The following is a 24,443-nucleotide window of genomic DNA, read 5'->3' as shown; positions in this document are numbered from 1 at the left end:
GGGGCGGGGAGACCACACCTTCGTGGACCGCTGCGCAGGAGGCTCGGCAAGCGCATGGGCATGGGCAAGAGCAAGGGCTGGGGGCTGGCGATCGCGGCGTGCGTCGGCGTGTGGCTCGTGCAGAACGGTTCGGCGGACGTCACTCCGCCGGTGCCGTCGGCCGCCGAGGCCTTCGCGGCCGGCCCCGAGGCGTACACGGACGCGGCCGCCGACCCGCTCCCGCCGTCCGCGCCGGTCCGCGTGCGCATCCCTCCGATCGACGTCGACGCCCCGGTCATGCGGCTCGGCCTGGCTCCCGACGGCAGCCTGGACGTGCCGCCCTCGGGGAACCCGAACATCGCCGGCTGGTACAAGGACGGGACTCCGCCGGGTGCCAGGGGCACGGCGATCCTGGCCGGCCATGTCGACAACGCCGACGGCCCGGCCGTGTTCTACTCGCTCGGCTCACTGCGGAAGGGCCACCGGGTCGAGGTGACCCGGCGGGACGGCCGGACCGCCGTCTTCACGATCGACGCGGTGGAGGTGTACGACAACGCGGACTTCCCGGACCGCAAGGTGTACGGCGAGGCGGACCGCGCCGAGCTGCGGGTGATCACCTGCGGTGGCGGGTTCGACGAGAAGACCGGCTACACGGGCAACATCGTGGTGTACGCGCATCTGATCGGTGTGCGCTGAGCCGGACACCCCGCCCCGGGCGATGCCGTGTGCGCCTCGGACGTTGCCGTGTGCGCGCCGGGCCGTGTCTCAGGACCACTGGTCGAAGGCGAGCTTCGCGACCAGCGAGAAGACGACGACGAGCAGCACGCCGCGGACGAACTCGGCGCCCTTGCTCAGCGCCATGCGGGCGCCGAGCATGCCGCCGGCGAGGTTGAAGACCGCCATTACGGCGCCGAGTTGCCACAGCACGTTGCCCTGGTGCGCGAACATGGCGAGCGCGCCCACGTTGGTGCAGACGTTGACGATCTTGGCGGTGGCGGAGGCGGTCACGAGGTCCAGGTGGAGTACGGCGGTGAGGGCCAGGACCAGGAACGTGCCGGTGCCGGGACCGAACAGGCCGTCGTAGAAGCCGATCCCGCCGCCGACGAGCACGATCGCGGTGACGACCCGGGCGCGGGTGGCGGGCCCCTTCGCCTCGCCGGTGCCGAACGACGGGCGCAGCATCACGAACGCCGCCACGCCGACCAGGACCACCATGATGACCGGCCGCAGCACCTCGCTGCTGATGCCCGCCGCGAAGAACGCGCCGCCCATGGAGCCGGCGAGCGCGGCGAGCCCGATCCGTACCGCCGTCTTCACCTGCACCGGCGCTTTGCGGACGTAGGTGAGGGCGGCGCCGGTGGTGCCGACGACGGCGACGGCCTTGTTGGTGCCGAGGATGTGCGCGGCCGGGGCGTGCGGGAGACCGATCAGCAGCGCGGGCAGGAGCAGCAGGCCGCCGCCGCCCACCACGGCGTCGATCCAGCCCGCCACGAGTGCGGCGGCGCACAGCAGGGCGAGGGTGGTCAGTGATATGTCGGGCATGCCGGCGACCCTATGCGACCGGCCGCGCCGCACCGCCGGCCGACCGCGGCGCGCACGCCGGGTCACGGGCGTGGGGCACGCCGAGCCCCGGGCGTCGCGGAGGCCTGACGGGCGTCGGGCACGCTCGGCCGACCGCGCCGGGCCCCGGACGGCGGTTCCCCGCTCAGGCACCCGCTTCCAGGTGGCGCAGCACGGCGAGGACCCTGCGGTGGCCGCCCTCGCCGGCCGGCAGGTCGAGTTTGAGGAAGATGTTCGCGATGTGTTTCTCCACGGCGCGTTCGGTGACCACGAGCCGCCTGGCGATCGACCGGTTGGTGCGGCCCTCGGCCATCAGGCCCAGCACCTCGCGCTCCCGGGGCGTGAGGGCGTCGAGCGCCGAGGTGCGGCGGGCGGTGCCGATGAGCTGCGCGACGACCTCGGGGTCCAGGGCGGTGCCGCCGGCGGCGACCCGCTCCAGCGCGGCGGTGAACTCGTCGATGTCGACGACGCGTTCCTTGAGCAGGTAGCCGACGCCCGCGCCGCCGTCCCCCAGCAGCCGGGCGGCGTACTTCGTCTCCACGTACTGGGAGAAGATCAGCACACCGAGGTCCGGTGCGGAGCGGCGCAGCTCCACCGCGGCCCGCAGGCCCTCGTCCGTCTGGGTGGGTGGCAGCCGGATGTCGACGACCACGGCGTCGGGCCGGTGTTCGGCGACGGCCGTGAGGAGGGCGTCGGCGTCGCCGACGGCCGCGGGGACCTCGATGCCGCGCAGCGACAGCAGTTGCACCAGCCCGTCGCGCAGGAGCGCGGAGTCCTCGGCGATGACGACCCTCACGGCAGGAGTCCAATCAGTACGGGACGGCGACGGTCACCACCGTAGGCCCTCCGGGCGGGCTGTCGCAGGTCAGCGTGCCGTCGACGGTCCGGGCGCGGTCGAGCAGCCCGCGCAGTCCGCTGCCGGCCCCGACGACGGCGCCGCCCCGGCCGTCGTCGGCCACGGTGACGTGGAGGGTGGCGTGGCGTGCGTACACGCCGACGGTGACGGTACGGGCGGCGCTGTGCTTGACGGCGTTGGTGAGGAGTTCGGCGGCGCAGAAGTAGGCGAGGGACTCGATGGCCGGGGAGGGCCGGCGGGGCAGGTCGACCGTGACGTCGACGGGCAGCGGGGTGTCGGCGGCGAGGGTGCTGAGGGCGGTGTCGAGGCCCTGGTCGAGGACCGGGGGGTGGATGCCTCTGACGAGGGCGCGCAGTTCCGCGACGGCCAGGGTGGCGTTGTCGCGGGCGGTGTCCAGGACGGCGAGCAGCCGTTCGCGGTCCGCGTCCGCGGTGATCAGTTCGCGGATCAGGGTGAGGTGCATGCCGAGGCCCACCAGCCGGGCCTGGGTGCCGTCGTGCAGGTCGCGCTCGATGCGCCGCAGGGTCGTCGCCGCGTCCTCGACGGCCAGCGCCCGGGTCTCCTCCAGGGTTTTGATGCGCCGGGTGTCCGGGTCGTCGCCGAGCAGTGACATCAGCAGCGCCCGGTGCGGGGCGAGGGCCCACCGCACGAGCCGGGGCGCCGCCGCCAGTAGCAGGAGCCCCAGCAGGACGGAGACCACCAGGCCCTCCGGGTCGCCGAGCAGGGGCCGGAGTACGAACACCGTCCCGAACACATAGCCCGCGGCGACCGCCACCAGGGGCAGGGCGGCGGTGAGCGGCGCGGCCAGCGCGAACTGGACGGCCCGCCATCCCGTCCGCCCGCCGAGCATCGCCCGCCGCCAGGCCTCGGTGCCGGGTGCCCGGGGCCGCCAGTCGGGCGCCTCGGCGCGCACGCCCAGCAGGGTCCGGGCGAGGGCCCGCTGGAGCGCCCCCGCCGCCAGGGCCCCGCGCACGGTGCAGGCGAGGAGCCACGGCCCGAGCGGGCTCACCGACAGCACACCGCCGACGACGAGGCCGGTGAGCACCCCGGCGAAGCCGCTCACCGCGAGCGGCAGCGCGAGGATCGTGTACAGCAGGGCGCGCAGGGCGACGAGCGCGGACAGCGGGGCGCGTGGGGCGCGCGGCGCGAGAGACATGGGCGCAACCTAGGGCACCCGGAGCAGCCGGGCGGCCAGCCGCCCCTGCAGCGCGGTGAGTCCCCTGCCGACCCACGGCATGAGCAGCAGGAAGCCGAGCCCGCCGACGACGGCGTGGAAGGCCCATGCCCCGGCGAACGTCGGCCCGCCCCAGGCGTGCGTGGGGTCCGAGGCGCGCAACGGCCAGGCCAGGTTCATCGGGACGATCGACCAGCCGTAGAGGGTGACCGCGGCGGCCGCCAGGTTGAGGGGGGTGGCGACCAGGGCGTGCAGGAGCAACCGTGCCGGGGACGGTGCGGGGGTGTCGGTGCCGAGCAGCCGGCGGGCCAGGACGTGCGGGACGCACAGCAGGCCGGCGGCCGGGGCGAGCAGGAGGTGGGCGACCCTTTTCCAGGTCGTGGCGCGGAACGGCTCGGTGAGGATCGTGTGCGGCAGGTCCATGGCTCCAGGGTTGTGCCGACGCGCCCGCCGGGGCGATGGTGCCGCCACGAGCATCGGGGGTTCGGTCTGCCCCACCCCCTCACGCTCCCGGCCGGACCCCTCACGCTCCCGGCGGGGCCCCGCTGAGGTCAGCTTTCCTCGCGTGAAACAAACGGGATGCGGCCGGGAAACACCGCCGACGCACGCTGCTGGACATGAGTTCACGGATCGTGGTGGTCGGCGGTGGTACGGCGGGGTCCCGCCTCGCCGAACGGCTGCCCGTCACCCTGCTCGGCGAGGAGCCGCACGCCCCGTACAACCGGGTGCTGCTCGCGGACGTCCTGGCCGGCCGGTACGGGCCCGAGGTGATCGCCCTGCCGGCTCCGCACGGCGAGCCGGTGCGGCGGGGTGTGCGGGTGACCGGTATCGACCGGGGAGCCCGCGTGGTGCACTGCGACGACGGCTCGTCGGTCGCGTACGACCGGCTGGTCCTGGCCACCGGTTCGAACCCGGTGCTGCCGCCGCTGCGCGGCCTGGGGGGCGGCCCCCTGCCGGTCGGGGTGCACGCGTTCCGGACCCTCGACGACTGCCTGGCGCTCGACGCGATCGTGGAGCCGGGCGTGCGGGCGGTGGTCATCGGCGGCGGTCTCCTGGGGGTGTCGGCGGCCCGCGCGCTGGCGGCCCGGGGCGCCGAGGTGGTGCTGGCCCAGCAGGGTGAGCACCTGATGGAGCGCCAGCTGGACCCGACCGCTTCGGCGCTGCTGCGGGAGCATCTGGCGGCGCTGGGTGTGGAGGTCCACACCGAGTGCCGGGTTCGTGGCCTGCGCTGCGAGGACGGTGTGGTCGACGCGGTCGAGCTGGCCGACGGCTTCGTGCTGGACGCCGATGTCGTCGTCCTGGCCTGCGGGGTCCGGCCGCGTGTCGGTCTGGCGCTGGAGGCGGGCCTCGACGTGCGGCGCGGCATCGTCGTCGACGACGAGTTGCGCACCTCCGACCCGTACATCCACGCCGTCGGGGACTGCGCGGAGCACGACGGCCGGGTCTACGGGCTGGCCGGTGCCGCTCTGGAGCAGGCCGACGTCCTGGCCGATGTGCTCCGCCACGGCACCGGCGCCTACCGCGGCACCCGCGCCCTGACCCGGCTCAGCATGGGCGCGCTGGAACTGGCGGCGTTCGGCGAGGCGACGGCCCGGCCCGGTGACGACACCGTGCAGCTGGCCGACGCCACCCGCAGCGCGTACCGCAAGGTCGTCGTCCGCGGCGACCGTCTCGTCGGCGGCGTACTGCTCGGCGATCTCGGCGCGGTCGGGGCTCTCGCCCGGGCCTGGGAGGGCGACGAGGCCCTCCCGCAAGCGCCCCTGCTCCACCTGCTCACCCATGACGGAGGCTCCTGACATGGCGCACACGCCCACCATCGTTCTCGTCGGCCACGGCATGGTCGGCCAGCGCTTCCTGGAGGCCCTGGCGGACCGCGGGGTCACGGACCACGCGCGGGTCGTCGTCCTCTGCGAGGAGCCGCGGCCGGCCTACGACCGGGTCCGGCTGACCTCGTACTTCGACGGGAACACGCCGGACGACCTGTCCATGGTCGAGGCGGGCTTCATGGCCCGGCACGGCATCGAGCTGCACCTGGACGACCCGGCGGAGAGCATCGACCGGGAGGCCCGGACGGTCACCTCGCGCTCCGGCCGCACGATCGCGTACGACACGCTGGTGCTGGCGACCGGTTCGTACCCCTTCGTGCCGCCGGTGCCGGGGAAGGACGCCACGGGCTGCTTCGTGTACCGCACGATCGAGGACCTGCTCGCGATCGAGGAGTACGCGAAGACCGCGAAGACCGGCGCGGTGGTCGGCGGCGGACTGCTGGGTCTGGAGGCGGCCGGCGCGCTCAAGGGCCTGGGCCTGGAGACGCACATCGTGGAGTTCGCTCCGCGTCTGATGCCGGTGCAGGTGGACGAGGGCGGTGGCGCGGCGCTGCTGCGGACGATCGAGGACATGGGGCTGATCGTCCACACGGGCACCGGCACGCAGGAGGTCCTGACCGAGAACGGCGCCGTGACGGGCATGGCGCTCTCGGACGGTTCGACGCTCACCGCCGACATGGTGGTCTTCTCGGCGGGTGTCCGCCCCCGCGACCAGCTGGCCCGCGACTGCGGTCTGACGGTCGGCGAGCGCGGCGGCATCACGGTCGACGAGCAGTGCCGCACGTCGGACCCGGCGGTGTTCGCGATCGGCGAGTGCGCGCTCGCGGCGGACGGCCGGGTGTACGGCCTGGTGGCGCCGGGCTACGAGATGGCGCTGACGGCGGCCGCGACGATCGCCGAGGAAGAGGAGGCCGCCGGCTTCACGGGTGCCGACATGTCGACGAAGCTGAAGCTGCTCGGCGTGGACGTGGCGTCCTTCGGTGACGCGCACGGCGCGGCCGAGGGCTCCCTGGACGTCGTCTACTCGGACTCGCGCTCCGGTATCTACAAGAAGCTGGTCGTCGACGCGGAGGGTGTGCTGCTCGGTGGCGTCCTGGTCGGTGACGCCGAGGCCTACGGCATGCTGCGGCCGATGACCGGGTCCAAGCCGCCGGTCGCTCCCGAACAGCTGGTTCTGCCCGCCGGCGCGGGGGCACCGGTGGCGCTGGGTCCCTCGTCGCTGCCCGACGACGCGATCATCTGCTCCTGCCACAACGTCACCAAGGGTGCGATCTGCGCCTGTTCGTCGCTGCCCGAGGTGAAGAAGTGCACCAAGGCGGGCACGGGCTGCGGCAGCTGTGTGAAGGTGATCCAGCAGCTGCTGCCGGCGCCCGAGGACGCCGGAATGTGCGGCTGCTTCTCCTACAAGCGCAGTGAGCTGTACGAGATCGTCCGCACGATGCGCTTCACGTCGTACGCGGAGCTGCTCGACTCGCACGGCCGGGAGGAGGCGCGGGGCGGGGAAGGCTGTGAGATCTGCAAGCCGGCCGTCGCGTCGATCCTCGCCAGCCTGAACAACGAGTACATCCTCGACGGCGAGCGGGCCTCGCTGCAGGACACCAACGACCACTTCCTGGCGAACATGCAGCGCAACGGTTCGTACTCGATCGTGCCGCGCATCCCGGGCGGTGAGATCACCCCGGAGAAGCTGATCGTGATCGGCGAGGTGGCCCGGGACTTCGGTCTCTACACCAAGATCACGGGTGGTCAGCGGATCGACCTGTTCGGCGCGCGGGTGGACCAGCTGCCGTCGATCTGGGCGCGGCTGGTCGACGCGGGCTTCGAGTCGGGGCACGCGTACGGCAAGTCGCTGCGGACGGTGAAGTCCTGCGTGGGGCAGACCTGGTGCCGCTACGGCGTGCAGGACTCGGTGAAGATGGCCATCGACCTGGAGCTGCGCTACCGGGGCCTGCGCGCCCCGCACAAGCTCAAGTCGGCGGTGTCGGGCTGTGCGCGCGAGTGCGCGGAGGCGCAGTCGAAGGACTTCGGCGTGATCGCCACGGCGAACGGCTGGAACCTGTACGTCGGCGGGAACGGCGGCGCGACGCCGCGCCACGCGGACCTGCTGGCGCAGGACCTGTCGGACGCCGAGCTGATCCGGCTGATCGACCGGTTCCTGATGTTCTACATCCGTACGGCGGACCGCCTGGAGCGCACGGCGGCCTGGCTGGAGCGGCTGGAGGGCGGCCTGGACCACCTGCGGGACGTGGTGGTCCACGACTCGCTGGGCCTGTGCGACGAGCTGGAGGCCCTGATGGCCGCGCACGTGGCCGGCTACCACGACGAGTGGGCCGAGACGCTGAACGACCCGGAGCGGCTGCGCCGGTTCGTCTCCTTCGTGAACGCCCCGGACGCGCCGGACCCGTCGGTGCGGTTCGTGCCGGAGCGCGGCCAGATCAAGCCCGACCTGACCATCCTCACCCTGGAAGGGACTTCCGCCCGATGATGCTCGAACTCTCCTACGGCGACACGTGGCTGGCGATCTGCGAGGCGTCGGCGCTGACACCGGGCCGCGGCATGGCGGCGCTGCTCCCGGACGGACGCCAGGCGGCGCTCTTCCAGGACCGGGCGGGCCGGTGGTACGCGATCGACAACCGCGACCCGTTCACCGGGGCGCAGGTGCTGGCGCGCGGGCTGATCGGCTCGGCGGCCGGACGGCCGTTCGTGGCGTCGCCGCTGCTGAAGCAGCGTTTCGACCTGGAGACGGGGCGCTGCCTGGACGACGAGGACGTGTCCGTGGCCGTCTTCCCCGTCCGTACCCGCGAACTCGCCACCATTTCTTGACCGGTCGTTCCATATTGATCTAAGGTCCAGGCGTGGCCAGGACCAAGGAATTCGACCCCGACGCCGCGCTCCAGTCGGCTCTCGAGCTGTTCTGGGAGCGCGGCTACGAGGCGACGTCGATGGCCGACCTCGTCGAGCACCTCGGTATCGGCCGCGCCAGCATCTACGCGACCTTCGGCAACAAGCACGAGCTGTACCTGAAGGCCATGGACCGGTACGCGGAGACGGGCGACCCGCGCCTCATGGGCGAGCTGTCCGGGCCGGGCCCGGCGCTGCCGGGCGTGCGGGCGGTGGTGCGGCGGTTCGCCGCCGAGGCGTCCTCCGACGAGGAGCGGCTGACCGGCTGTTTCGTCACCAATACGGCGGCGGAGCTGGCCCCGCGCGATCCCGCCGCGGCGCGGCGGGTGGAGATCAGCTGGACGCATGTCGAGACCATGCTGCATTCCGCGCTCATCAGGGCACAGGCCCAGGGCGAGCTGCCGGCGAACCGGGACCCGCGGGCGCTGGCGCGCATGCTGCTGGTGCTGCTGCAGGGCATCCGGGTCGTCGGCAAGGCGTCGGGCGATCCGGCACGGGTGCGGGACGCGGCCGAACAGGCCCTGACCCTGCTGGACTGAACGCACGACCGGACCGAACACACGACCGGACCGGCACCTGGCCGGACGGCCACATCGAGGAAACGCCCCCTTGGGGGCGTTTCTTTCGGCCCTCATAACAGAACGATCGGTCAAGAATGATGAACAAGGAGTCGACCATCATGTCCGCACGTTTCCGGGGGAAGACCGCCCTCGTCACCGGCGCCGGTTCCGGCCTCGGCCGCGCCGTCGCGCTCGCCCTCGCCGCCGAGGGCGCCGCGGTCGCCGTCGCCGGACGCACCGCCGCCACCCTGGAGGAGACCGCCGCCCTGATCGAGAAGGACGGCGGCACGGCAGCCGTGTTCACCGCCGACGTCAGCCGCGCCGACGACATGCGCGCCCTGGTCGCCGGTACCGTCGCCCGCTTCGGCGGCCTGGACGTGGCCGTGAACAACGCCGCCGTGCTGCGCGGCGGCGGCAGCCCGGTCGGAGACCTCGACGCCGCGGACTGGCAAGCGCTGCTGGACGTCAACGTCACCGGGATGCTGCACGCCCTCCAGGCCGAGATCGCCCATATGCGCGCCAACGGAGGCGGCACGATCGTCAACATCGGCTCCAACCTGGGCGCGCATGTGCGGGTGCCCGGCACCGGCGGCTACGCGGTCAGCAAGGCCGCGGTGGCGGCGCTGACCCGCGCGGCCGCGCTGGACCACATCCAGGACGGCATCCGGATCAACGCGGTCAGCCCCGGCGCCTCGGACGCCCCGATGTCGCTGCTGCCGGGCGAGACCCACGAGGAGCGCGCGGCCCGCCTGACCTCCCCGCTCGGCCGGCTCACGTCCGCCGAGGAGGTCGCGGCCGCCGTGCTGTACCTCGCCTCCCCCGGGGCCGGCTCGGTCGTCGGGGCGGACCTGGTGATCGACGGCGGCGTGGCGGCCTGAGGGGCGGCACGGCCGGGGCGGCTCAGCCCTGGACGGCGGACGGGTCCATCCACATGACCTCCCAGTGGTGGCCGTCCGGGTCGGTGAAGGAACGCCCGTACATCGTGCCGTAGTCCAGCGGCTCCTTCGCCGGCGAGCCACCGTGGGCAAGGGCGGCGTCGGCCAGCTCGTCGACCTTCTCCCGGCTCTCGGCGCTCAGCGCGATCAGGACCTCGGTGGCCTTGGTGGCGTCGGCGATCTCCTTGCCGGGGGCGGTGAACTCCCCGAACTTCGGCTCGGTGAGCAGCATCGCGAAGATCGTGTCGCTGATGACCAGACAGGCGGCGGTCTCGTCGGTGAACTGCGGGTTGAAACCGTAGCCCAGCTCGGTCCAGAAGGCCTTCGAGGCGTCGAGGTCCTTCACCGGCAGGTTCACGAAGATCATCTGAGGCATGTCGGTTCTCTTCTCTGGTCGCGTCGTCGCCGCGGTCCGTCGCCGTGGTGGCGCTTACGAGGGGGTAGACCGGCGCCCTCCCGGAAACTCATCGCCGTCCCGGAGATTTTTTCGCGGCATCCTGCGGCGCGCCTCCCGGGGCGCTCGTGGAGCCCACGGCATCCCCGGCCGGCACGTCCCGCGGGGAAGGGGTTCCGGCCGTTCCCAAGAAGGGGCCGACCGACGCTTCCGCTTCATCGGGCGTTGGAGCACCGTCCATGCGGGGCTCCTAGGTTCCCGAAGCGCGCGACCCCGCCGCCCGACCGGCGCGGCGGGACGGTCACGATCTCCCCCTCTGGAGTGACACGTGGAGCGACGCAGCTTTCTTCGTGGAGCGGTCATCGGTGGTACGGCGGCGGCCTTCGGCGGCACGCTGATGCGGGGCGCCGCCCATGCCGCGCCCGCCCAGCCCGGCGCCGGCCCGTACGGGGCACCGGGCCCGGCGGACGCCAACGGCATCCAGCTGCCGAGCGGCTTCACCAGCCGGGTCATAGCCCGCTCCGGCCAGACGGTCGCCGGTACCTCCTACATCTGGCACAACGCCCCCGACGGCGGAGCCTGCTTCGCCGACGGCACGGGCTGGATCTACGTCTCCAACTCCGAGATCAACCCCGGTGGCGGCGCGAGCGCGGTGCGCTTCAACTCCTCCGGCGGGATCACGAGCGCCTACCGCATCCTGTCCAACACCCGGCAGAACTGCGCCGGCGGCGCCACCCCGTGGAACACCTGGCTCTCCTGCGAGGAGGTGTCCCTCGGCTACGTCTACGAGGCCAACCCGTGGGGCGGCACCAGCACGCGCCGGGACGCGATGGGCCGGTTCAAGCACGAGGCGGCCGCCGCCGACCCGGTCCGCCGGGCGATCTACCTCACCGAGGACGAGTCGAACGGCTGCTTCTACCGCTTCCTGCCCACCACGTGGGGCAACCTCTCCTCCGGCACCCTCCAGGTACTGAAGGCGGGCACGGCCACCTCCGGCAGCTTCACCTGGCAGAACGTCCCGGACCCGGACGGTTCCCCGACCGCGACCCGCGACCAGGTCTCCGGCGCCAAGCGGTTCAACGGCGGCGAGGGCTGCCACTACGCCAACGACACCGTCTGGTTCACCACCAAGGGCGACAACCGGGTCTGGCAGCTCAACCTCACCAACAACACCTACGAGCTGGCCTACGACGACTCGCTGGTCAGCGGCGGCGGCGCCCCGCTCACCGGCGTCGACAACGTCACCGGCTCGTCCTCCGGCGACCTGTTCGTCGCCGAGGACGGCGGCACCATGGAGATCTGCATCATCACCCCCGACGACGTCGTGGCGCCCTTCCTGCGGATCAACGGCCAGTCGAGCTCGGAGATCTGCGGGCCGGCCTTCTCCCCCGACGGCCGCCGCCTGTACTTCTCGAGCCAGCGCGGTACGAGCGGCAGCTCGTCGGGCGGCATCACCTACGAGGTGACGGGGCCCTTCCGCGCGTAGTGACGCCGCGCGGGCTGGGCACCGCCGTGCAGCAGGGCGGTGCCCAGGGGCGTCAGGGTGTGCAGCACCGAGCTGCCCTGGCGCAGGGTGACCACCAGTCCGGCCTCGCGCAGCACGCCCGCGTGCTGGCTGGCGGAGGCCAGTGACACCCCGGCCCTGCGGGCCAGTTCACTGGTCGTACCGCCGTGGCCGATGGCCTTGAGGACGGCGCAGCGGGTGTGGCCGACGAGCCGGCCGAGGGCCGAGCCGCCGGCGTCGCCGAAGGCCGGGGCGTCCGTGTGCGTGACGGGGTAGACCAGCACGGGCGGCAGGTCCGGGTCGCGCAGGACGACCGGGGTGCCCCGGCAGAAGTACGACGGCTGGAGCAGCAGGCCCCGCCCGTCCAGGTGCAGTTCGCGGTCGACGGGGTAGTCCGCCTCCAGGACGGGCGACTTCCAGCGCAGCATCGGCGGCAGCGAGGCGAGCAGTTCCTCGGCGCCGCCGTCGAGGAGGGCCCGGCCGCGCACGGCCCGGTCCGCCTCCACCCGCGCCTGTATCGCCGTCCAGTACGGTTCGACGGCCGCCCGGTAGTACCCGCGCAGGGCCCCCAGGAGGCGGCTGAACGGCTCGGGCCGCCCTTCGGCGAGCCCGGCGGTCCACCCGGGCAGCGGACCCGCCTCGGGCCGTGAGGCGGCGAGGAGCGCCAGCTCACTGTGGACCCGGTCCGGCGGTGTCGCCCGGACGGCCTCCAGACCGGCGTCGAGGCCGTCCAGCCCCTGCGGCGGCGTCAGGAAATCCGGGAAATAGCCGCGGGCCGGCACCAGCGCCCCCAGCAGGCGTGTTTCACCGTTCAACCGGCTGCGGGTTTCGGAGCGCCATTCGCCGTAGACCGGGGCCGACCGCCGGTCCCGCAAACGGTGGAAGCTGAGAATCGTTTCCCACAGAACATCGGGCCGGGCGGCCGTCCGCACCCCGGCGAGGTCCTCCCCGGTGAAATGAATACGTAGCACTGAACCCCCACCTGTTGCATCCGCAATCACCCCCCACCAATGAGTATGCACGTCATCACAGCACGTCACCATGGCATTTCAGCCACACTTGAAACGCATCGCGGAGGCGGGCCCGGAACCGAAAAGCTGTACGCCGTCGGGCAGGAAACCTTCAGGACCGAGGTGACGTGGTGAAGACCGTGGGGGGCTTCGCGCGTCCGGCGGCGGTCCCGGAAGGTTGCGGCTCTCTTGTCCGGCAGGGGTAATGGGGCGCGGTCGGCGGGTGGGGATCCGGTGGCCGCGCTCCGCCCGTTCTTTGCGGGCTGAATGGCGGGAATCCGCACCGGGAGCGATCCTCCCTCAAAAGTCCGCCGTTCAACCGACCGGAATTCAACCGGGCGCAATTGAACAGGATCCTACATTTCCTCTCTCGGACGAAATACGACGGGGCGGGACACCTCCGCACAAGGTGTCCCGCCCCGTCTCTCTTGCGTACCGGAGCCGCCGCCGATCGGTGAGGGTCGGGGACCAACGGCGGCTCCGGTGGTTCATGAGCGGTTGGGTACCGGAGCCGCCGCCGATCGGTTTGGTCGGGGACCAACGGCGGCTCCGGTGGCTTTACGGGCGGACGAGCCTGGTCCGCCTCTCACGCCCGCTCTCTCAGCGGCTGTCGCTGCCGCTCGACTGGGCGGCCGCGCGGCCCGCCTCCAGGCGCGCCACGGGGATCCGGAAGGGCGAGCAGGAGACGTAGTCGAGGCCCACCTCGTGGAAGAAGTGCACCGACTCCGGGTCGCCGCCGTGCTCGCCGCAGACGCCGAGCTTGATGTCGGGGCGGGTGGCCCGGCCGGCCTCGACGGCGCTGCGCACCAGGGCGCCGACACCGTCCTTGTCGATGGTCTCGAACGGCGACACCCCGAAGATGCCCTTCTCCAGGTAGGCGGTGAAGAAGCTCGCCTCCACGTCGTCCCGGGAGAAGCCCCAGACCGTCTGGGTGAGGTCGTTGGTGCCGAAGGAGAAGAACTCGGCGGCCTCGGCGATCTGACCGGCGGTCACGGCGGCGCGCGGCAGCTCGATCATGGTGCCGAGCGCCAGCTTCAGCTCGACGCCGGTCTGCCGCTGGACCTCGGCGATGACCTGCTCGGCGTCGTCGCGGACCAGCTCGAGCTCCTGCACGGTGCCGACGAGCGGAATCATGATCTCGGCGCGCGGGTCGCCCTTGGCCTCGATCCGCTGGGCCGCGGCCTCGGCGATCGCGCGGACCTGCATGGTGAACAGACCGGGGATGACCAGACCGAGACGGACGCCGCGCAGACCCAGCATCGGGTTCTGCTCGTGCAGCCGGTGCACGGCCTGCAGCAGCCGCAGCTCGTTCTCGTGGGGCTCCTTGCGGGACTCGGCGAGGGCGACGCGGACCGACAGCTCGGTGATGTCGGGCAGGAACTCGTGCAGCGGCGGGTCCAGCAGACGCACCGTCACCGGCAGGCCGTCCATGGCCTCGAAGAGCTCGACGAAGTCCTTCTTCTGGAGCGGCAGCAGCTCCTTGAGGGCCTCCTCGCGCTCCTCGTCCGTGTCGGCGAGGATCAGCTTCTCGACCATCTCGCGGCGCTCACCGAGGAACATGTGCTCGGTGCGGCACAGGCCGATGCCCTGGGCGCCGAACCGGCGGGCGCGCATCGCGTCCTCGGCGTTGTCGGCGTTGGCCCGTACGCGCAGGCGGCGCACGCGGTCGGCGTAGGCCATGATCCGGTGCACGGCGCCGACGAGCTCGTCGGCGTCGTCGGCGCCGGCGTGCATGCGGCCCTCGAAGTACTCGACGACCGGGGACGGTACGACGGGTACCTCTCCGAGGTACACCTTGCCGGTGGAGCCGTCGATGGAGACGACGTCGCCCTCCTCGACGACGTGCCCGCCGGGCACGGTCATCCGGCGCCGCTTGGTGTCGACCTCCAGCTCCTCGGCGCCGCAGACACAGGTCTTGCCCATGCCGCGGGCGACGACGGCCGCGTGGGAGGTCTTGCCGCCGCGCGAGGTCAGGATGCCCTCGGCGGCGATCATGCCGTCCAGGTCGTCCGGGTTGGTCTCACGGCGGATCAGGATGACCTTCTCGCCGGACCGGGACCACTTCACGGCGGTGTAGGAGTCGAAGACGGCCTTGCCGACGGCGGCACCCGGGGAGGCGGCGATGCCGCGCCCGACCTGCTCGACCGACGCCTGCTCGTCGAAGCGGGGGAACATCAGCTGGGCGAGCTGGGCGCCGTTGACCCGCTGCAGGGCCTCGGCCTCGTCGATGAGCCCCTGGTCGACGAGCTGGGTCGCGATACGGAAGGCGGCACCGGCGGTGCGCTTGCCGACGCGCGTCTGGAGCATCCACAGCTGGCCGCGCTCGATGGTGAACTCGATGTCGCAGAGATCCTTGTAGTGGTTCTCCAGCGTCTCCATGATCTGCATCAGCTGGTCGTACGACTTCTTGTCGATCGACTCGAGGTCGGCCAGCGGCACGGTGTTGCGGATACCGGCGACGACGTCCTCGCCCTGCGCGTTCTGCAGGTAGTCGCCGTACACGCCCTGGTGGCCGGAGGCGGGGTCGCGGGTGAACGCCACACCGGTGCCGGAGTCCGGGCCGAGGTTGCCGAAGACCATCGAGCAGACGTTGACCGCGGTGCCGAGGTCGTGCGGGATGCGCTCCTGGCGGCGGTACAGCTTGGCGCGGTCGCCGTTCCAGGAGTCGAAGACGGCCTTGATGGCCAGGTCCATCTGCTCGCGCGGGTCCTGCGGGAAGTCGCGGCCGGCCTCGGCCTTGACGATCTTCTTGAAGTGCTTGACGAGCTTCTTCAGGTCGGCGGCGTCGAGGTCGGTGTCGACGGTGACCTTCTTGGCGTCCTTGGCCTCCTCGAGGGCCTCCTCGAAGAGCTCGCCGTCGACGCCGAGGACGGTCTTGCCGAACATCTGGATGAGGCGGCGGTACGAGTCCCAGGCGAACCGCTCGTCGCCGGCCTGCTTGGCGAGACCCTCGACGGACTTGTCGGACAGACCGATGTTGAGGACGGTGTCCATCATGCCGGGCATGGAGAACTTGGCGCCGGACCGGACCGAGACCAGGAGCGGGTTGTCGGCCTGACCGAGCTTCTTGCCCATCTTCCGCTCGAGAGCGTCGAGGTGGGCGGTGACCTCGTCACGGAGTGCCACCGGCTCGTCGCCACTCTCGAGGTAGACCTTGCAGGCCTCGGTCGTGATGGTGAAGCCGGGAGGGACCGGGAGGCCGAGATTGGTCATTTCGGCCAGGTTCGCACCTTTACCGCCGAGCAGGTCCTTCAGGTCCTTGTTGCCCTCGGTGAAGTCGTACACGAACTTCTGATCTTTGTTTTCCGACACGGGTCTCGACTCCTCGAGGACTCGGTGGCTGCCCTGACGGCGAGGAACATACCCAGATCGAAGGCGTCTGGGTACGTCCACTTGTCCGTCATTCGGCCTTAACCACCCGTCCGCCAGCAGATCGCAGGTGACTCCGGGGCCCGGAAAGCGCCGCCGACTCTTTCACCCTCCGAAGGGCGCTTGACTCAAAGCTGACGATGGACGCTCATGTGAGCGAATCTCGCAGCACTTGAGTTCAACTCTTGAACGCATGAAGTGTGGCACTGCGTGCCATCCTTTGGAAAGTGGATCCACTCTCCGAGTGCTCATATGAGCGCGACCCCTATCAGGGGTGGCGAGAATCACGCCCCGCGAGCGCGTGGATTCCCACGATCCGGACTACCCCTCTCGCCCCCCGGCACGCCCCAACAGCGCCCGGGCCTCCACGGCGCAGCCGTGCTCCTCGCCCCGCTCGCGCACCGCCGTGGCCAGCACATCCGTCCAGATCCCGACGGCCTCGTCCCGTTGCCCGAGCCCGTCGAGCGCGGCGCCCAGCCGCAGCCGCGACCACAGGGTGCCCGGCTTGCCGGGCCCCAGGACCCGCTCACGTGAGCGGACCACGTCGCGCAGCAGGGCGGCGGCCTCCTCGTACCGCTCCGCCGCGATGAGCACCCGGCCCAGTCCGTGAGCGGCCGCCAGCGTGTGGGGCGCCTGCGGGCCCAGCGACTCCCCGAACGCGGCCACGACCTGCCGGTACTGCTCCTCGGCCGCGTCGAAGCGGCCCGCGCCACGCAGCACTCCCGCGAGCACATGACGGGTTTCGGTCAGCCCCGGACTGTTCGGGGCGAGCACTCGGGTCTCGACGTCGAGCAGCGCCCGCAACGACGACTCCGCGTCCGCCGCCCGGTCGAGGTCACGGAGGACCAGCGCGAGGCAGTACCACGTGACCCGGGTGCTGCCGTGTGCCTCGCCCAGGGCGCGCCTCTTCATGTCGAGCGCTTCCCGCAGGACCGGTTCGGCGTCGGCGGACCGGCCCGCGCGGTGCAGCAGCCAGCCGAGGTTGTGGTGGATGTGGAGAGTGGCCACGTCCTCCGGTCCCAGATGGCGCCGCGCCTCGTCCAGCACCGCCCGCTGCCTCGCCTCCGCCTCTTCGTACCGGCCCGTGTCACCGAGCGCGAGTGCGGCCGTTTCACGGACGCGCAGGGTCTCGCTGTGGGTCTCGCCGAGCGCCCCGGCGGCCACGGCCACGAGCGTCTCCGCCTCGGAGAGCGCCCGCGTGTGGTCCTCCGCCACCCGCAGGCCCTCGATCCAGCTGCGCCGCGCCCTGATCGAGCGCTCCGCCCCCGTGCCGTAGAGGCGTTCGGACGCCTCCGCCTCCTCCTGGCGGGCGGTCACCACCGCGTCTCGGCGTCTCATGTGCTCCTGGGCCTCGGCCACCACTTCGAGGGCCGCGAGATGTCCCCGCCCCGGTTCGGCGCCACTGCGCTCCAGCGCGGCCAGCCCTTCCCGGGCCTCCGCCTCGCCCTCGGCCACCCGGCCCACCATCAGCATCGTGTTGGCCAGCCACGCACGTGCGTCCAGTGTCTCGTCCCGGCCCTCGCCGAGCCGGTCCCTGCGGTCGGCGTAGGCGGCGCGGAACGCCGCCTCGGCCTCGCTCATCCTGTTCAGCTCGTACAGAAGGTAGCCCTGGGTCACCTGGGCGTCGGCATAGTCGGGCATCCCCTGCACGCGGGGCAGCCGGGTGAGGTCCGCGATCAGGGCCTCGCCCACCGTGGCGCCGTCCGCGAACCGATCGGCCTCCCAGTGGAGTTCCTGGAGGTAGCGGCGGGCGGTCAGGGTGTAGGGGTGCTCGGCTCCGTGCACCCGTGCCGAGATGGCGATGATGTCCCGCAGGTGGCCGACCGCCTCGTCCGTCCCGCCGAGCCAGTTCAGGGTGAGGGCGAGATGGCCGCGCACATTGCGCACCTCCAGCCGTTCGTCCTCGGCCAGGGGGGCCAGCGCCTCACGTACCAGCTCCCTGAGCCGCCGGGACGCGTCGGTCCGGCGGCAGTCGGTCAGGACCTGGGCGAGCCGTCTGAGCCGGAAGGCCGGTGCCGACCCGGGATCGCGCACATCGACGTACTCGAGCAGGGGCTCACAGGCCTCGCCCACGAGATGCGGCGTGAACGGGTCGTCCACCAGCTCCCTCACCAGGTCGGACATCCGGGGCCACACGGCCGCGAGTGACACCTCGTGCTCGAGCTCCGCCCGCCCGGCCGGCCCGGTGGCCGTGTGCTTGTCCGGCTCCGCCGTCGCCTCCGGCTCCCGCTCGGTCGCCTCCAGCGCGAGCCCCAGCCTCCGCAGCAGCTGGGGCGAGGCGGCCGCGAACGGCCCGGCCCCGGAGTCGACCGCGGAGGCTCCCCGGTCGTCCGAGAGGCGGGCCCGGAATTCGGGGCCCGCGCCGCGGCGGCGCAGCAGGAAGTCGCTGACCCGGCCGGCCGTGTCCAGGGCGTCGGAGGTCCGGACGGTGTCGAGGAGCAGCTCGGCCACACCGGGCAGGAATTCGTATTCGGCGTTCTCGGGACTGCTGTCCGCCGGGCCGTCGGCCCTCCTGAGCAGGCCGCCGAGGAAGACCTCGGCGAGCTGGGCGGGGTGGAACCGTCCGCCGGCGGGCCGGTGGGCCTGGTGGACCAGGCGCATGACGGGCAGGGTCAGGGGCCGTACGGAGGCGAGGGCGGCGGCTAGCTGCCGACTCTCGGGGGACGCGGACTGCCGGAACCGGCGGAAGTGTTCGTCCGCGGTGAACTCGGGGGCGGGCGGCTCGACGGGCACCGGGCCCGCGGGTGCGGGCCCCTCGTCGGGGATCATCAGCACGGGCAGCGGTCCGCTCGCCGCGCCGCCGAGGACGAGGCGTACCCAGGAGGAGAGACGGGCCTGCTCCAGTTCGAGGACGGGGATCGGGGTCCCCTCGTACGGTGCGAGGTCGGGCGGCAGGACCGGGTGACGGACCTTCAGGGTCCGGCCGGGGGCGGCCGGGCGGTCCGCGGTGACGACGAGCTGCTCCACCGGCATGCCGGGTGCGGGCCAGAGCCGCTCCGGCAGCGGCTGGACGATCGCGACCGGGGAGTGCACCGCCCAGCGGCGCAGCAGCCGGCCGGCGGCGCCGCTGCGCCAGGCGGGGCCGACGCCGTCGGAGAGTACGAGGACGACGGTGGGTCTGACCGGGTCGGCCAGGTGGCGGGCGCACCTGCGGGCGGAGGAGGAGCTGAAGGGGCGGGCCCGGAGCACGGGCCGTCGGGGGTCGCCGCTGTCCAGGCCGTAGGTGCGGACGCGCTGGAAGATGCCCTGGCGCTCCAGCAGGGCACGGGCCTCGGTGGCGTACTGCTGCCAGAGGATCATGGAGGGTCCGTCGTCGATGACGAGGACGGCGTCGAGCCGGCGTTCGGTCGCGGGCCGCAGGACGACGTCCGGCACGGCGGTGTCGGCCATCAGGTCGGCGGTTGCGGTCTCGTCGAGGACGAACGAGGTGCGGGAGCGGACGGGCTGCCGCAGCGGGCGCAGGGCCCGGTGCAGCCGCAGGGCGGTCGGGATGGCGCGTACGCCGCGTACGCCGACGGGGCGGGCGGGCAGCCGGTCGGCCGCCGCGGTGCCGCCGGGCGCGTACAGGGCGCGGTGGTCGTCGTGCCCGGCCCGGGGCAGCGGCCCGTCGGGGGTGCCGGGGTTCCCGCCGGCCGGTCCTGCGGCCGACGGGCCGGCCGTTTCCTTCCGGCCGGGGCCCGGCTCGGCGCCGGTGTCGCCGGTGGGTGCGGCCGTGGCGGAGTCGGGCTCGGTTGTCCGCGGCCGGGTGGTGACGGCGAGCCAGAGGACGTCGAGGAGTTCCTCGGTGGAGAGGTCGACCCCGGCGTCCTCGAACAGGCCGCACAGCCGCTGGATCATCAGACGTCCGATTCGTCCAGGGAGCGGAGCACGGTCTCGCGCAGGCTCGCGAAGTCCAGGCCGATGCCGGAGACGCGCAGGTGGACCGCGTTGAGCAGTTGGTCGGTGGCGAGGTCGTGGGCCTGGGAGTCCCGCAGGTGCAGGAAGTCCTCGATCAGGTCGCGGGCCTGGGCGTCGACCTGTTCGCCGAGGTGCATCCGGACGATCTCCCGGAGCTGCCGTTCGTCGGGCTGCTTGAGGTCGAGGCGGACGCAGCGGCGGAGGAAGGCCGGTGGGAAGTCCCGTTCGCCGTTGCTGGTGATCACGACGATCGGGAAGACCCGGCACGTGACGCGCCCGTTCTCGATCACCGCGGTGGCCTCGGTGGAGCCGGCTTGGCGGACCTCGACGGCGGTCTGCTTGAGGCGGGCGAGTTCGGGGATCTCGAAGGTGCCCTCCTCGAAGACGGTGAGGAGGTCGTTGGGCAGGTCGACGTCTCCCTTGTCGAGCTCGTCGACGAGGAGGACACGGGGCTTGGCGCGCGGCAGCAGGGCGGTTCCGAGCGGGCCGAGCCGGAGGTAGTCCCCGATGCCGGGTTCGGGCGCCGGCTCGTCGGTGCCGCGGCTGTGGAGGGAGGCGTCGCGGAGCCGTCCGACGGCGTCGTAGCGGTAGAGGCCGTCGGTCAGGGTGGAGCGGCTGTTCACCGGCCAGTGGAGCACCTCACCGAGGACCAGTTCGTCGGCGATGGCACGGGCCAGGGTGGATTTGCCGGTGCCGGGCTTGCCGGTGACGAGCAGCGGCCGGTGCAGGTGGATGGCGGCGTTGACGGTGTCCCGGTCCTCGGCGGACATGACGTGCCGGACGGGGCCGCGGGCCGCGGTGTCCCGGGCCGCGCCGAAGGTCCGCCACGGCGGGGCCGTGGGCCACTGCTCGACCTCGTGCGGTTCGGCATCCCCGCGGAAGAGCCGCCAGTCCTGGTTCATTCTCGGTTTCTCCTCACGGTGCGGACAGGTCGAGTCGCGGGGGCAGTGGTCGTTCCGGGTCGTCCCAGAGCAGGGCGAGATGCCGCCCGGGGTGGTTCTCGTCTGCGTCGCACGCCGAGCGCAGCCTACGCAATGCGGCGGGCAGTTCCGTGAGCTTTCCGGTGGCCAGGAGGCTCTCCAACTGGCCCCGGCCGCCGTCGGGTTGGGTGCCGCCGTGCCAGATCATGACCGGCACGCCGCCGAACAGGCAGGCGGTGAAGACCTCGGCCCTGGCGTCCGCGCGGGTGGTCAGGACGACGCCGGGGGCGTCTTCGTGCTGCATGAGCCGGCCGTAGGCGGGGGTGGTGCCGGTGAGGTCGGGGGCGAGCCAGTGCAGGTCCGCGCTGTCCGCCGATGCCACCTTCGACCAGCGCTGATGCCACAGCGCCTGATGGCGGGCGCGGTACTCGGCGCACCGCAGGACCACGGGGAAGTCGGTGCCGAGCGACCGCTGGACGGGATCCTCGGCTCCGATGCGCCAGCGGTGCACGTCCAGTTCGAGGTCGGTGGGGGCGAGGAAGAACTCCACCACGCTCTGCCGGGGTGCGGCGTGCCGGGAGAGGAGGGTGTCCAGGTCCTTCTCGATCGTGGCGAGGTCTTTGGGCGTGTCGTCGACGGCGAGGGTCTCGGTGCCGCCCGAGCCGTGGCTCCAGACCTGGTAGGTGCGTCTGCCGTCCGGGGTGGGAGCGGCGGACAGGCTGATCTGTACGTGGTGGGCGGCGCCGGCGCCGGCGTCGGTGGGTGCGAGGGTCACCTTCTCCTGTGCCTCGGCCCGGCGGTCGAGGAGGACGGCTTTCAGACCGAGCCGTTGGGCACATGCCAGGGACCAGGCGCGTAAGGCGTCGGCGAGGGGGTCGTCGAGCAGTTCCGCGGCGCGTTCGACGGTGCGCAGCAGCTGGGGTAGCCGCTCGGGGCCGGACCGCAGGGCCTCGAGTTCGTCGACGACCGCCAGGGGCGACGTGCCGGTGAGGATCACGCCTTCCACGGCTTGTCTGGCGGCCTCCGCGAACAGGGGGTGGAAGCCGGCGGGTTGCCCGTCGAGGAGGGCGGCGAGGTCGTCGTACTCCTGGCACAGGAGCCACCGGTCGGGGGTGAGTTCCAGGACCGTCCGCCGCACCTCGACGGTCTCCATCACCTCGCCCGGTTCCTCACGGAGGCAGTGGACGAGGGTGGGGATGCCGTGGGTCCGGGTCATCGCCCAGGACGCGAGGTCTGCCGCGCCGGGGGCGTGGTCCGTGGCGGGCGGCCCCATGCCGAGCTGGTGGCACAGGCGGATGCCGACGCGGGCCGCCGACGCGCCGGGGGTGTCGAGGACGGCGTGGGTGATCAGAGCCAGCCGGTTGCGGGTGGTGTGCCGGGCGGGGTCGTCGCGAGGGGGTGGTGGGGTGAAGTCGTCGGTGTACTGGGCCCAGTTGCTGACGTAGACCGTCGGGAGCTGTTCGCTGCTGCCCCCCTCCCGCAGCCGTTCGAACTCGGACCGCAGGTCGCGCCAGGTGGAGTCGAGGTCGAGGGGGGCACCGTCGCGGCGGCCCTTCTCCAGCCGGTCCATGAGCCGGGAGGTGAAGAGGCCTTCGCCGCCCCTGCTCTTGGCCGCGGTGCCGGACTGGCTCGCGCGCATTACGAACACGGGGCGGTCGCGGCGCGACTCGGGGTTCGGGGTCAGTTCGTCGGGCTGGGTGGTGTGGATGTGGTCGCGGGGGGACAGGGCGCTGCGGCAGGCGTCGATGATCACGGTGACGCGCTGGATCTGCCGGGCCGGGAGGTGGTCGGTGCGCATGAGGGAGACGAGGTTGTCCGCGTCGACGCCGAGCGGGTCGCCGGTGCGGGTCTCCGGGTAGAGCAGGCTCCACCGGTTGCCCCGGGTCTGCAGGCCGTGGCCGGACCAGTAGACCCACAGCCAGTCGCCGGTGAGGCCGCGCAGCTCCTCCTGGAACACCTTGCGGACGTTGACGCGGTCGGCGGTCCGGCGGTCGACGCGGGGGAAGCCGGCGAGGTGGCCCTCGTTGTGTGCGAGGGGCGAGGCGAGGAGCCGGATCTGTTCTTCGGGCATGCCCTGCCCGACGAACCAGTTCATCAGCCGTGCGGCGTCCCGGGCGGGCCCTTCGAGCGCCCAGTCCCGGCCGCCCGCGTATTCCTCGACGGCGACCACGACGGCGTGCGCCCGGGTCCAGTCGGGGGTCTGGGGAGTCTCCGGGGTCACGGGAGCTCCGCGGCCAGCCGGTCGTACAGGGCCGCGTGGGCGAAGTACCCGGTGTGCGAGCGCGGGAAGGGCTGGCGCAGGTCGACGCGCAGGTCGGTGACGCGGCCGGGGAAGATCCGCTCGCCGACGAAGCCCAGCAGGTCGCGCCGGTCGTAGAGGTTGATCCAGCGGGGGAAGTGCGCGGGCAGCGCGTCGCCGCGCCGCAGTCCGGCGAGGGCGTCGATCTCGTAGAGGAAGGGGGCCTGGGAGCCGACGGTCACGAGGAGTTCCACGCCGGGGACGGGGCCGAGGGCGAGCAGGTCGACGCAGGCGATGCCGCCGAGGCTGTGGGCGAGGAGGACGACGGGGCCGGGGTCCTGTTCCCGGGTGAGGGCCACGACTTCGGCGATCCTGGCGCGCAGCCCCTCACCGCGTGCCTGGTAGCGCAGGATGTCGCCGCCGGCGGGGACGACCGTGCCCGTGGTCCGGCGGCGGCCGGCCAGTTCGACGCCGTCGGAGACGGTCCGCCACAGCGGGTCCATGGCGCGGGCGGCCGCCCAGGAGCCGGCGGACCGCAGACCGCCCTTGTCCGTTCCGCCGAGCCGGTCGGTGAGGGCCTCCACGAGGAGGTCGCGGTCGGCGCCGTCGACGGGCAGCGGTTCGTCCGCGTCCTCGGCCTGTTCGGCGAGGTGGACGGCGAGGACCAGCACGGCACGGGCGGCCAGCGCTTCGGCGTCCGGGGAGCCGTCGGTGCCGGAAAGCCGCAGGGAGAGTTCGTCGGCGACGGTGCGGGCGGCCTCGGTGAGGTGCGGGGCGAGGTCGTCGGTGAGCTGCCGGGCGGTGCTGCCCGGCGGTGTGTCCTGCGGCAGGTCGGCGGCGCCGAGCGCGGCCACCCTCGCCGACAGGTTGTCCCAGGGGTCGAGCCGGCCGGGGAAGTAGCCGCCCCCGGGGGCGCCGTCGGGGGCCGCTTCGGCGAGCGCCCGGATCTCGGCGAGCGGATCGGCGTCAAGTACCGCCCACAGGGCGAGTGCGTCGTCCGGCGTGTCCCCGGGGGTGCTGCGCAGTCCGCCGCGTTCCTGGTCCTTGACGGGGATGGAGGCGCCGTCGAGCGCGAGGCGCGCGCCGTGGGTCTCGCCCCAGAAGCAGGGGATGAGCCGGACGTCCGGTCTGACCCGTTCCAGTCCCCGCCGGACCCTGTCCCATGAGCTCCGGTACGACTTCTCTCGCACGCCGGTACCGTGAACGAAGACGACGCTTGTCACATGGTCCCCCACCTGTGTCCCGAGCCTCACATCCTAGGCGAGGGAGGCGGGGCGCAACTCGGCTTCCGGGCAAGGCCGTCGACTGTCGTGGGGGCC

General features: G+C 72.6%; 18 protein-coding genes. 7 read left to right on the top strand and 11 right to left on the bottom strand.

What is annotated here, in order from left to right; all coding sequences use genetic code 11:
* Positions 1-54 precede the first annotated feature (54 nt).
* Complete coding sequence (locus ACY34K_RS08240; RefSeq protein WP_462745346.1) at positions 55-675, top strand: class F sortase; 621 nt, start codon at positions 55-57, stop codon at positions 673-675.
* A 69-nt stretch (positions 676-744) separates the two neighbouring features.
* Here the strand turns inward: ACY34K_RS08240 and ACY34K_RS08235 are convergent, their stop codons facing one another.
* From ACY34K_RS08235 to ACY34K_RS08220, 4 genes are all read right to left on the bottom strand, one after another.
* Positions 745-1,521, bottom strand: a complete 777-nt coding sequence (locus ACY34K_RS08235; protein ID WP_462745343.1) for a TSUP family transporter — start codon at positions 1,519-1,521, stop codon at positions 745-747.
* A gap of 163 nt (positions 1,522-1,684) precedes the next feature.
* Positions 1,685-2,335, bottom strand: coding sequence for a response regulator (locus tag ACY34K_RS08230; protein WP_462745341.1), 651 nt, complete (start codon positions 2,333-2,335; stop codon positions 1,685-1,687).
* Positions 2,336-2,348: 13 nt separating this feature from the next.
* Positions 2,349-3,551: a sensor histidine kinase gene (locus tag ACY34K_RS08225; RefSeq protein WP_462745339.1), complete on the bottom strand. Its 1,203-nt coding sequence runs from the start codon at positions 3,549-3,551 to the stop codon at positions 2,349-2,351.
* Positions 3,552-3,560: 9 nt separating this feature from the next.
* On the bottom strand, positions 3,561-3,992 hold the full coding sequence (locus ACY34K_RS08220) for a hypothetical protein (RefSeq protein WP_462745336.1): 432 nt from the start codon (positions 3,990-3,992) through the stop codon (positions 3,561-3,563).
* Between the two features lie 194 nt (positions 3,993-4,186).
* Here ACY34K_RS08220 and ACY34K_RS08215 point away from each other — a divergent pair, with 194 nt between their 5' ends.
* The 5 genes from ACY34K_RS08215 (at position 4,187) to ACY34K_RS08195 (ending at position 9,734) form a co-directional block, all read left to right on the top strand.
* Positions 4,187-5,365: an NAD(P)/FAD-dependent oxidoreductase gene (locus ACY34K_RS08215; protein ID WP_462745334.1), complete on the top strand. Its 1,179-nt coding sequence runs from the start codon at positions 4,187-4,189 to the stop codon at positions 5,363-5,365.
* A gap of 1 nt (position 5,366) precedes the next feature.
* Entirely contained in the window at positions 5,367-7,880 is a 2,514-nt protein-coding gene (gene nirB, locus ACY34K_RS08210) for a nitrite reductase large subunit NirB (protein WP_462745331.1), read from the top strand.
* Positions 7,877-8,218: a nitrite reductase small subunit NirD gene (gene nirD / locus ACY34K_RS08205; protein ID WP_462745328.1), complete on the top strand. Its 342-nt coding sequence runs from the start codon at positions 7,877-7,879 to the stop codon at positions 8,216-8,218. Before nirB ends, nirD begins: the two co-directional genes overlap by 4 nt.
* 32 nt (positions 8,219-8,250) lie before the next feature.
* The gene (locus tag ACY34K_RS08200; RefSeq protein WP_462745325.1) at positions 8,251-8,835 is read left to right on the top strand and encodes a TetR/AcrR family transcriptional regulator; all 585 of its coding nucleotides are present in this window, start codon (positions 8,251-8,253) and stop codon (positions 8,833-8,835) included.
* 140 nt (positions 8,836-8,975) lie between these two features.
* Positions 8,976-9,734: an SDR family NAD(P)-dependent oxidoreductase gene (locus ACY34K_RS08195; protein WP_462745322.1), complete on the top strand. Its 759-nt coding sequence runs from the start codon at positions 8,976-8,978 to the stop codon at positions 9,732-9,734.
* A 22-nt stretch (positions 9,735-9,756) separates the two neighbouring features.
* On the opposite strand, the gene ACY34K_RS08190 is transcribed toward ACY34K_RS08195, so the two are convergent.
* On the bottom strand, positions 9,757-10,167 hold the full coding sequence (locus tag ACY34K_RS08190; protein WP_462745319.1) for a VOC family protein: 411 nt from the start codon (positions 10,165-10,167) through the stop codon (positions 9,757-9,759).
* A gap of 346 nt (positions 10,168-10,513) precedes the next feature.
* On the opposite strand from ACY34K_RS08190, the gene ACY34K_RS08185 reads away from it, so the two are divergent.
* Positions 10,514-11,671, top strand: a complete 1,158-nt coding sequence (locus ACY34K_RS08185; RefSeq protein ID WP_462745316.1) for an alkaline phosphatase PhoX — start codon at positions 10,514-10,516, stop codon at positions 11,669-11,671.
* On the opposite strand, the gene ACY34K_RS08180 is transcribed toward ACY34K_RS08185, so the two are convergent.
* From ACY34K_RS08180 to ACY34K_RS08155, 6 genes are all read right to left on the bottom strand, one after another.
* Entirely contained in the window at positions 11,641-12,660 is a 1,020-nt protein-coding gene (locus ACY34K_RS08180; protein WP_462745312.1) for an ArsR/SmtB family transcription factor, read from the bottom strand. The genes ACY34K_RS08185 and ACY34K_RS08180 overlap by 31 nt on opposite strands.
* A gap of 639 nt (positions 12,661-13,299) precedes the next feature.
* Positions 13,300-16,011, bottom strand: a complete 2,712-nt coding sequence (gene ppdK / locus ACY34K_RS08175; RefSeq protein ID WP_462745309.1) for a pyruvate, phosphate dikinase — start codon at positions 16,009-16,011, stop codon at positions 13,300-13,302.
* 378 nt (positions 16,012-16,389) lie between these two features.
* Positions 16,390-19,905, bottom strand: coding sequence for an SAV_2336 N-terminal domain-related protein (locus tag ACY34K_RS08170; protein ID WP_462745307.1), 3,516 nt, complete (start codon positions 19,903-19,905; stop codon positions 16,390-16,392).
* A complete protein-coding gene (locus ACY34K_RS08165) occupies positions 19,905-20,867 on the bottom strand; it encodes an AAA family ATPase (RefSeq protein ID WP_462745304.1) in 963 nt (320 codons plus the stop codon). Before ACY34K_RS08165 ends, ACY34K_RS08170 begins: the two co-directional genes overlap by 1 nt.
* Positions 20,868-20,880: 13 nt before the next feature.
* Entirely contained in the window at positions 20,881-23,106 is a 2,226-nt protein-coding gene (locus tag ACY34K_RS08160; protein WP_462745302.1) for a VMAP-C domain-containing protein, read from the bottom strand.
* Positions 23,103-24,314 (bottom strand): hypothetical protein, encoded by a 1,212-nt coding sequence (locus tag ACY34K_RS08155; protein WP_462745299.1) that lies wholly within the window; start codon positions 24,312-24,314, stop codon positions 23,103-23,105. Before ACY34K_RS08155 ends, ACY34K_RS08160 begins: the two co-directional genes overlap by 4 nt.
* Between the last annotated feature and the right edge of the window lie 129 nt (positions 24,315-24,443).

This window comes from Streptomyces sp. STAM6 (assembly GCF_054963715.1).
The sequence above is the reverse complement of the archived record's forward strand: the minus strand, read 5'-3'. Positions and strand labels throughout refer to the sequence as shown.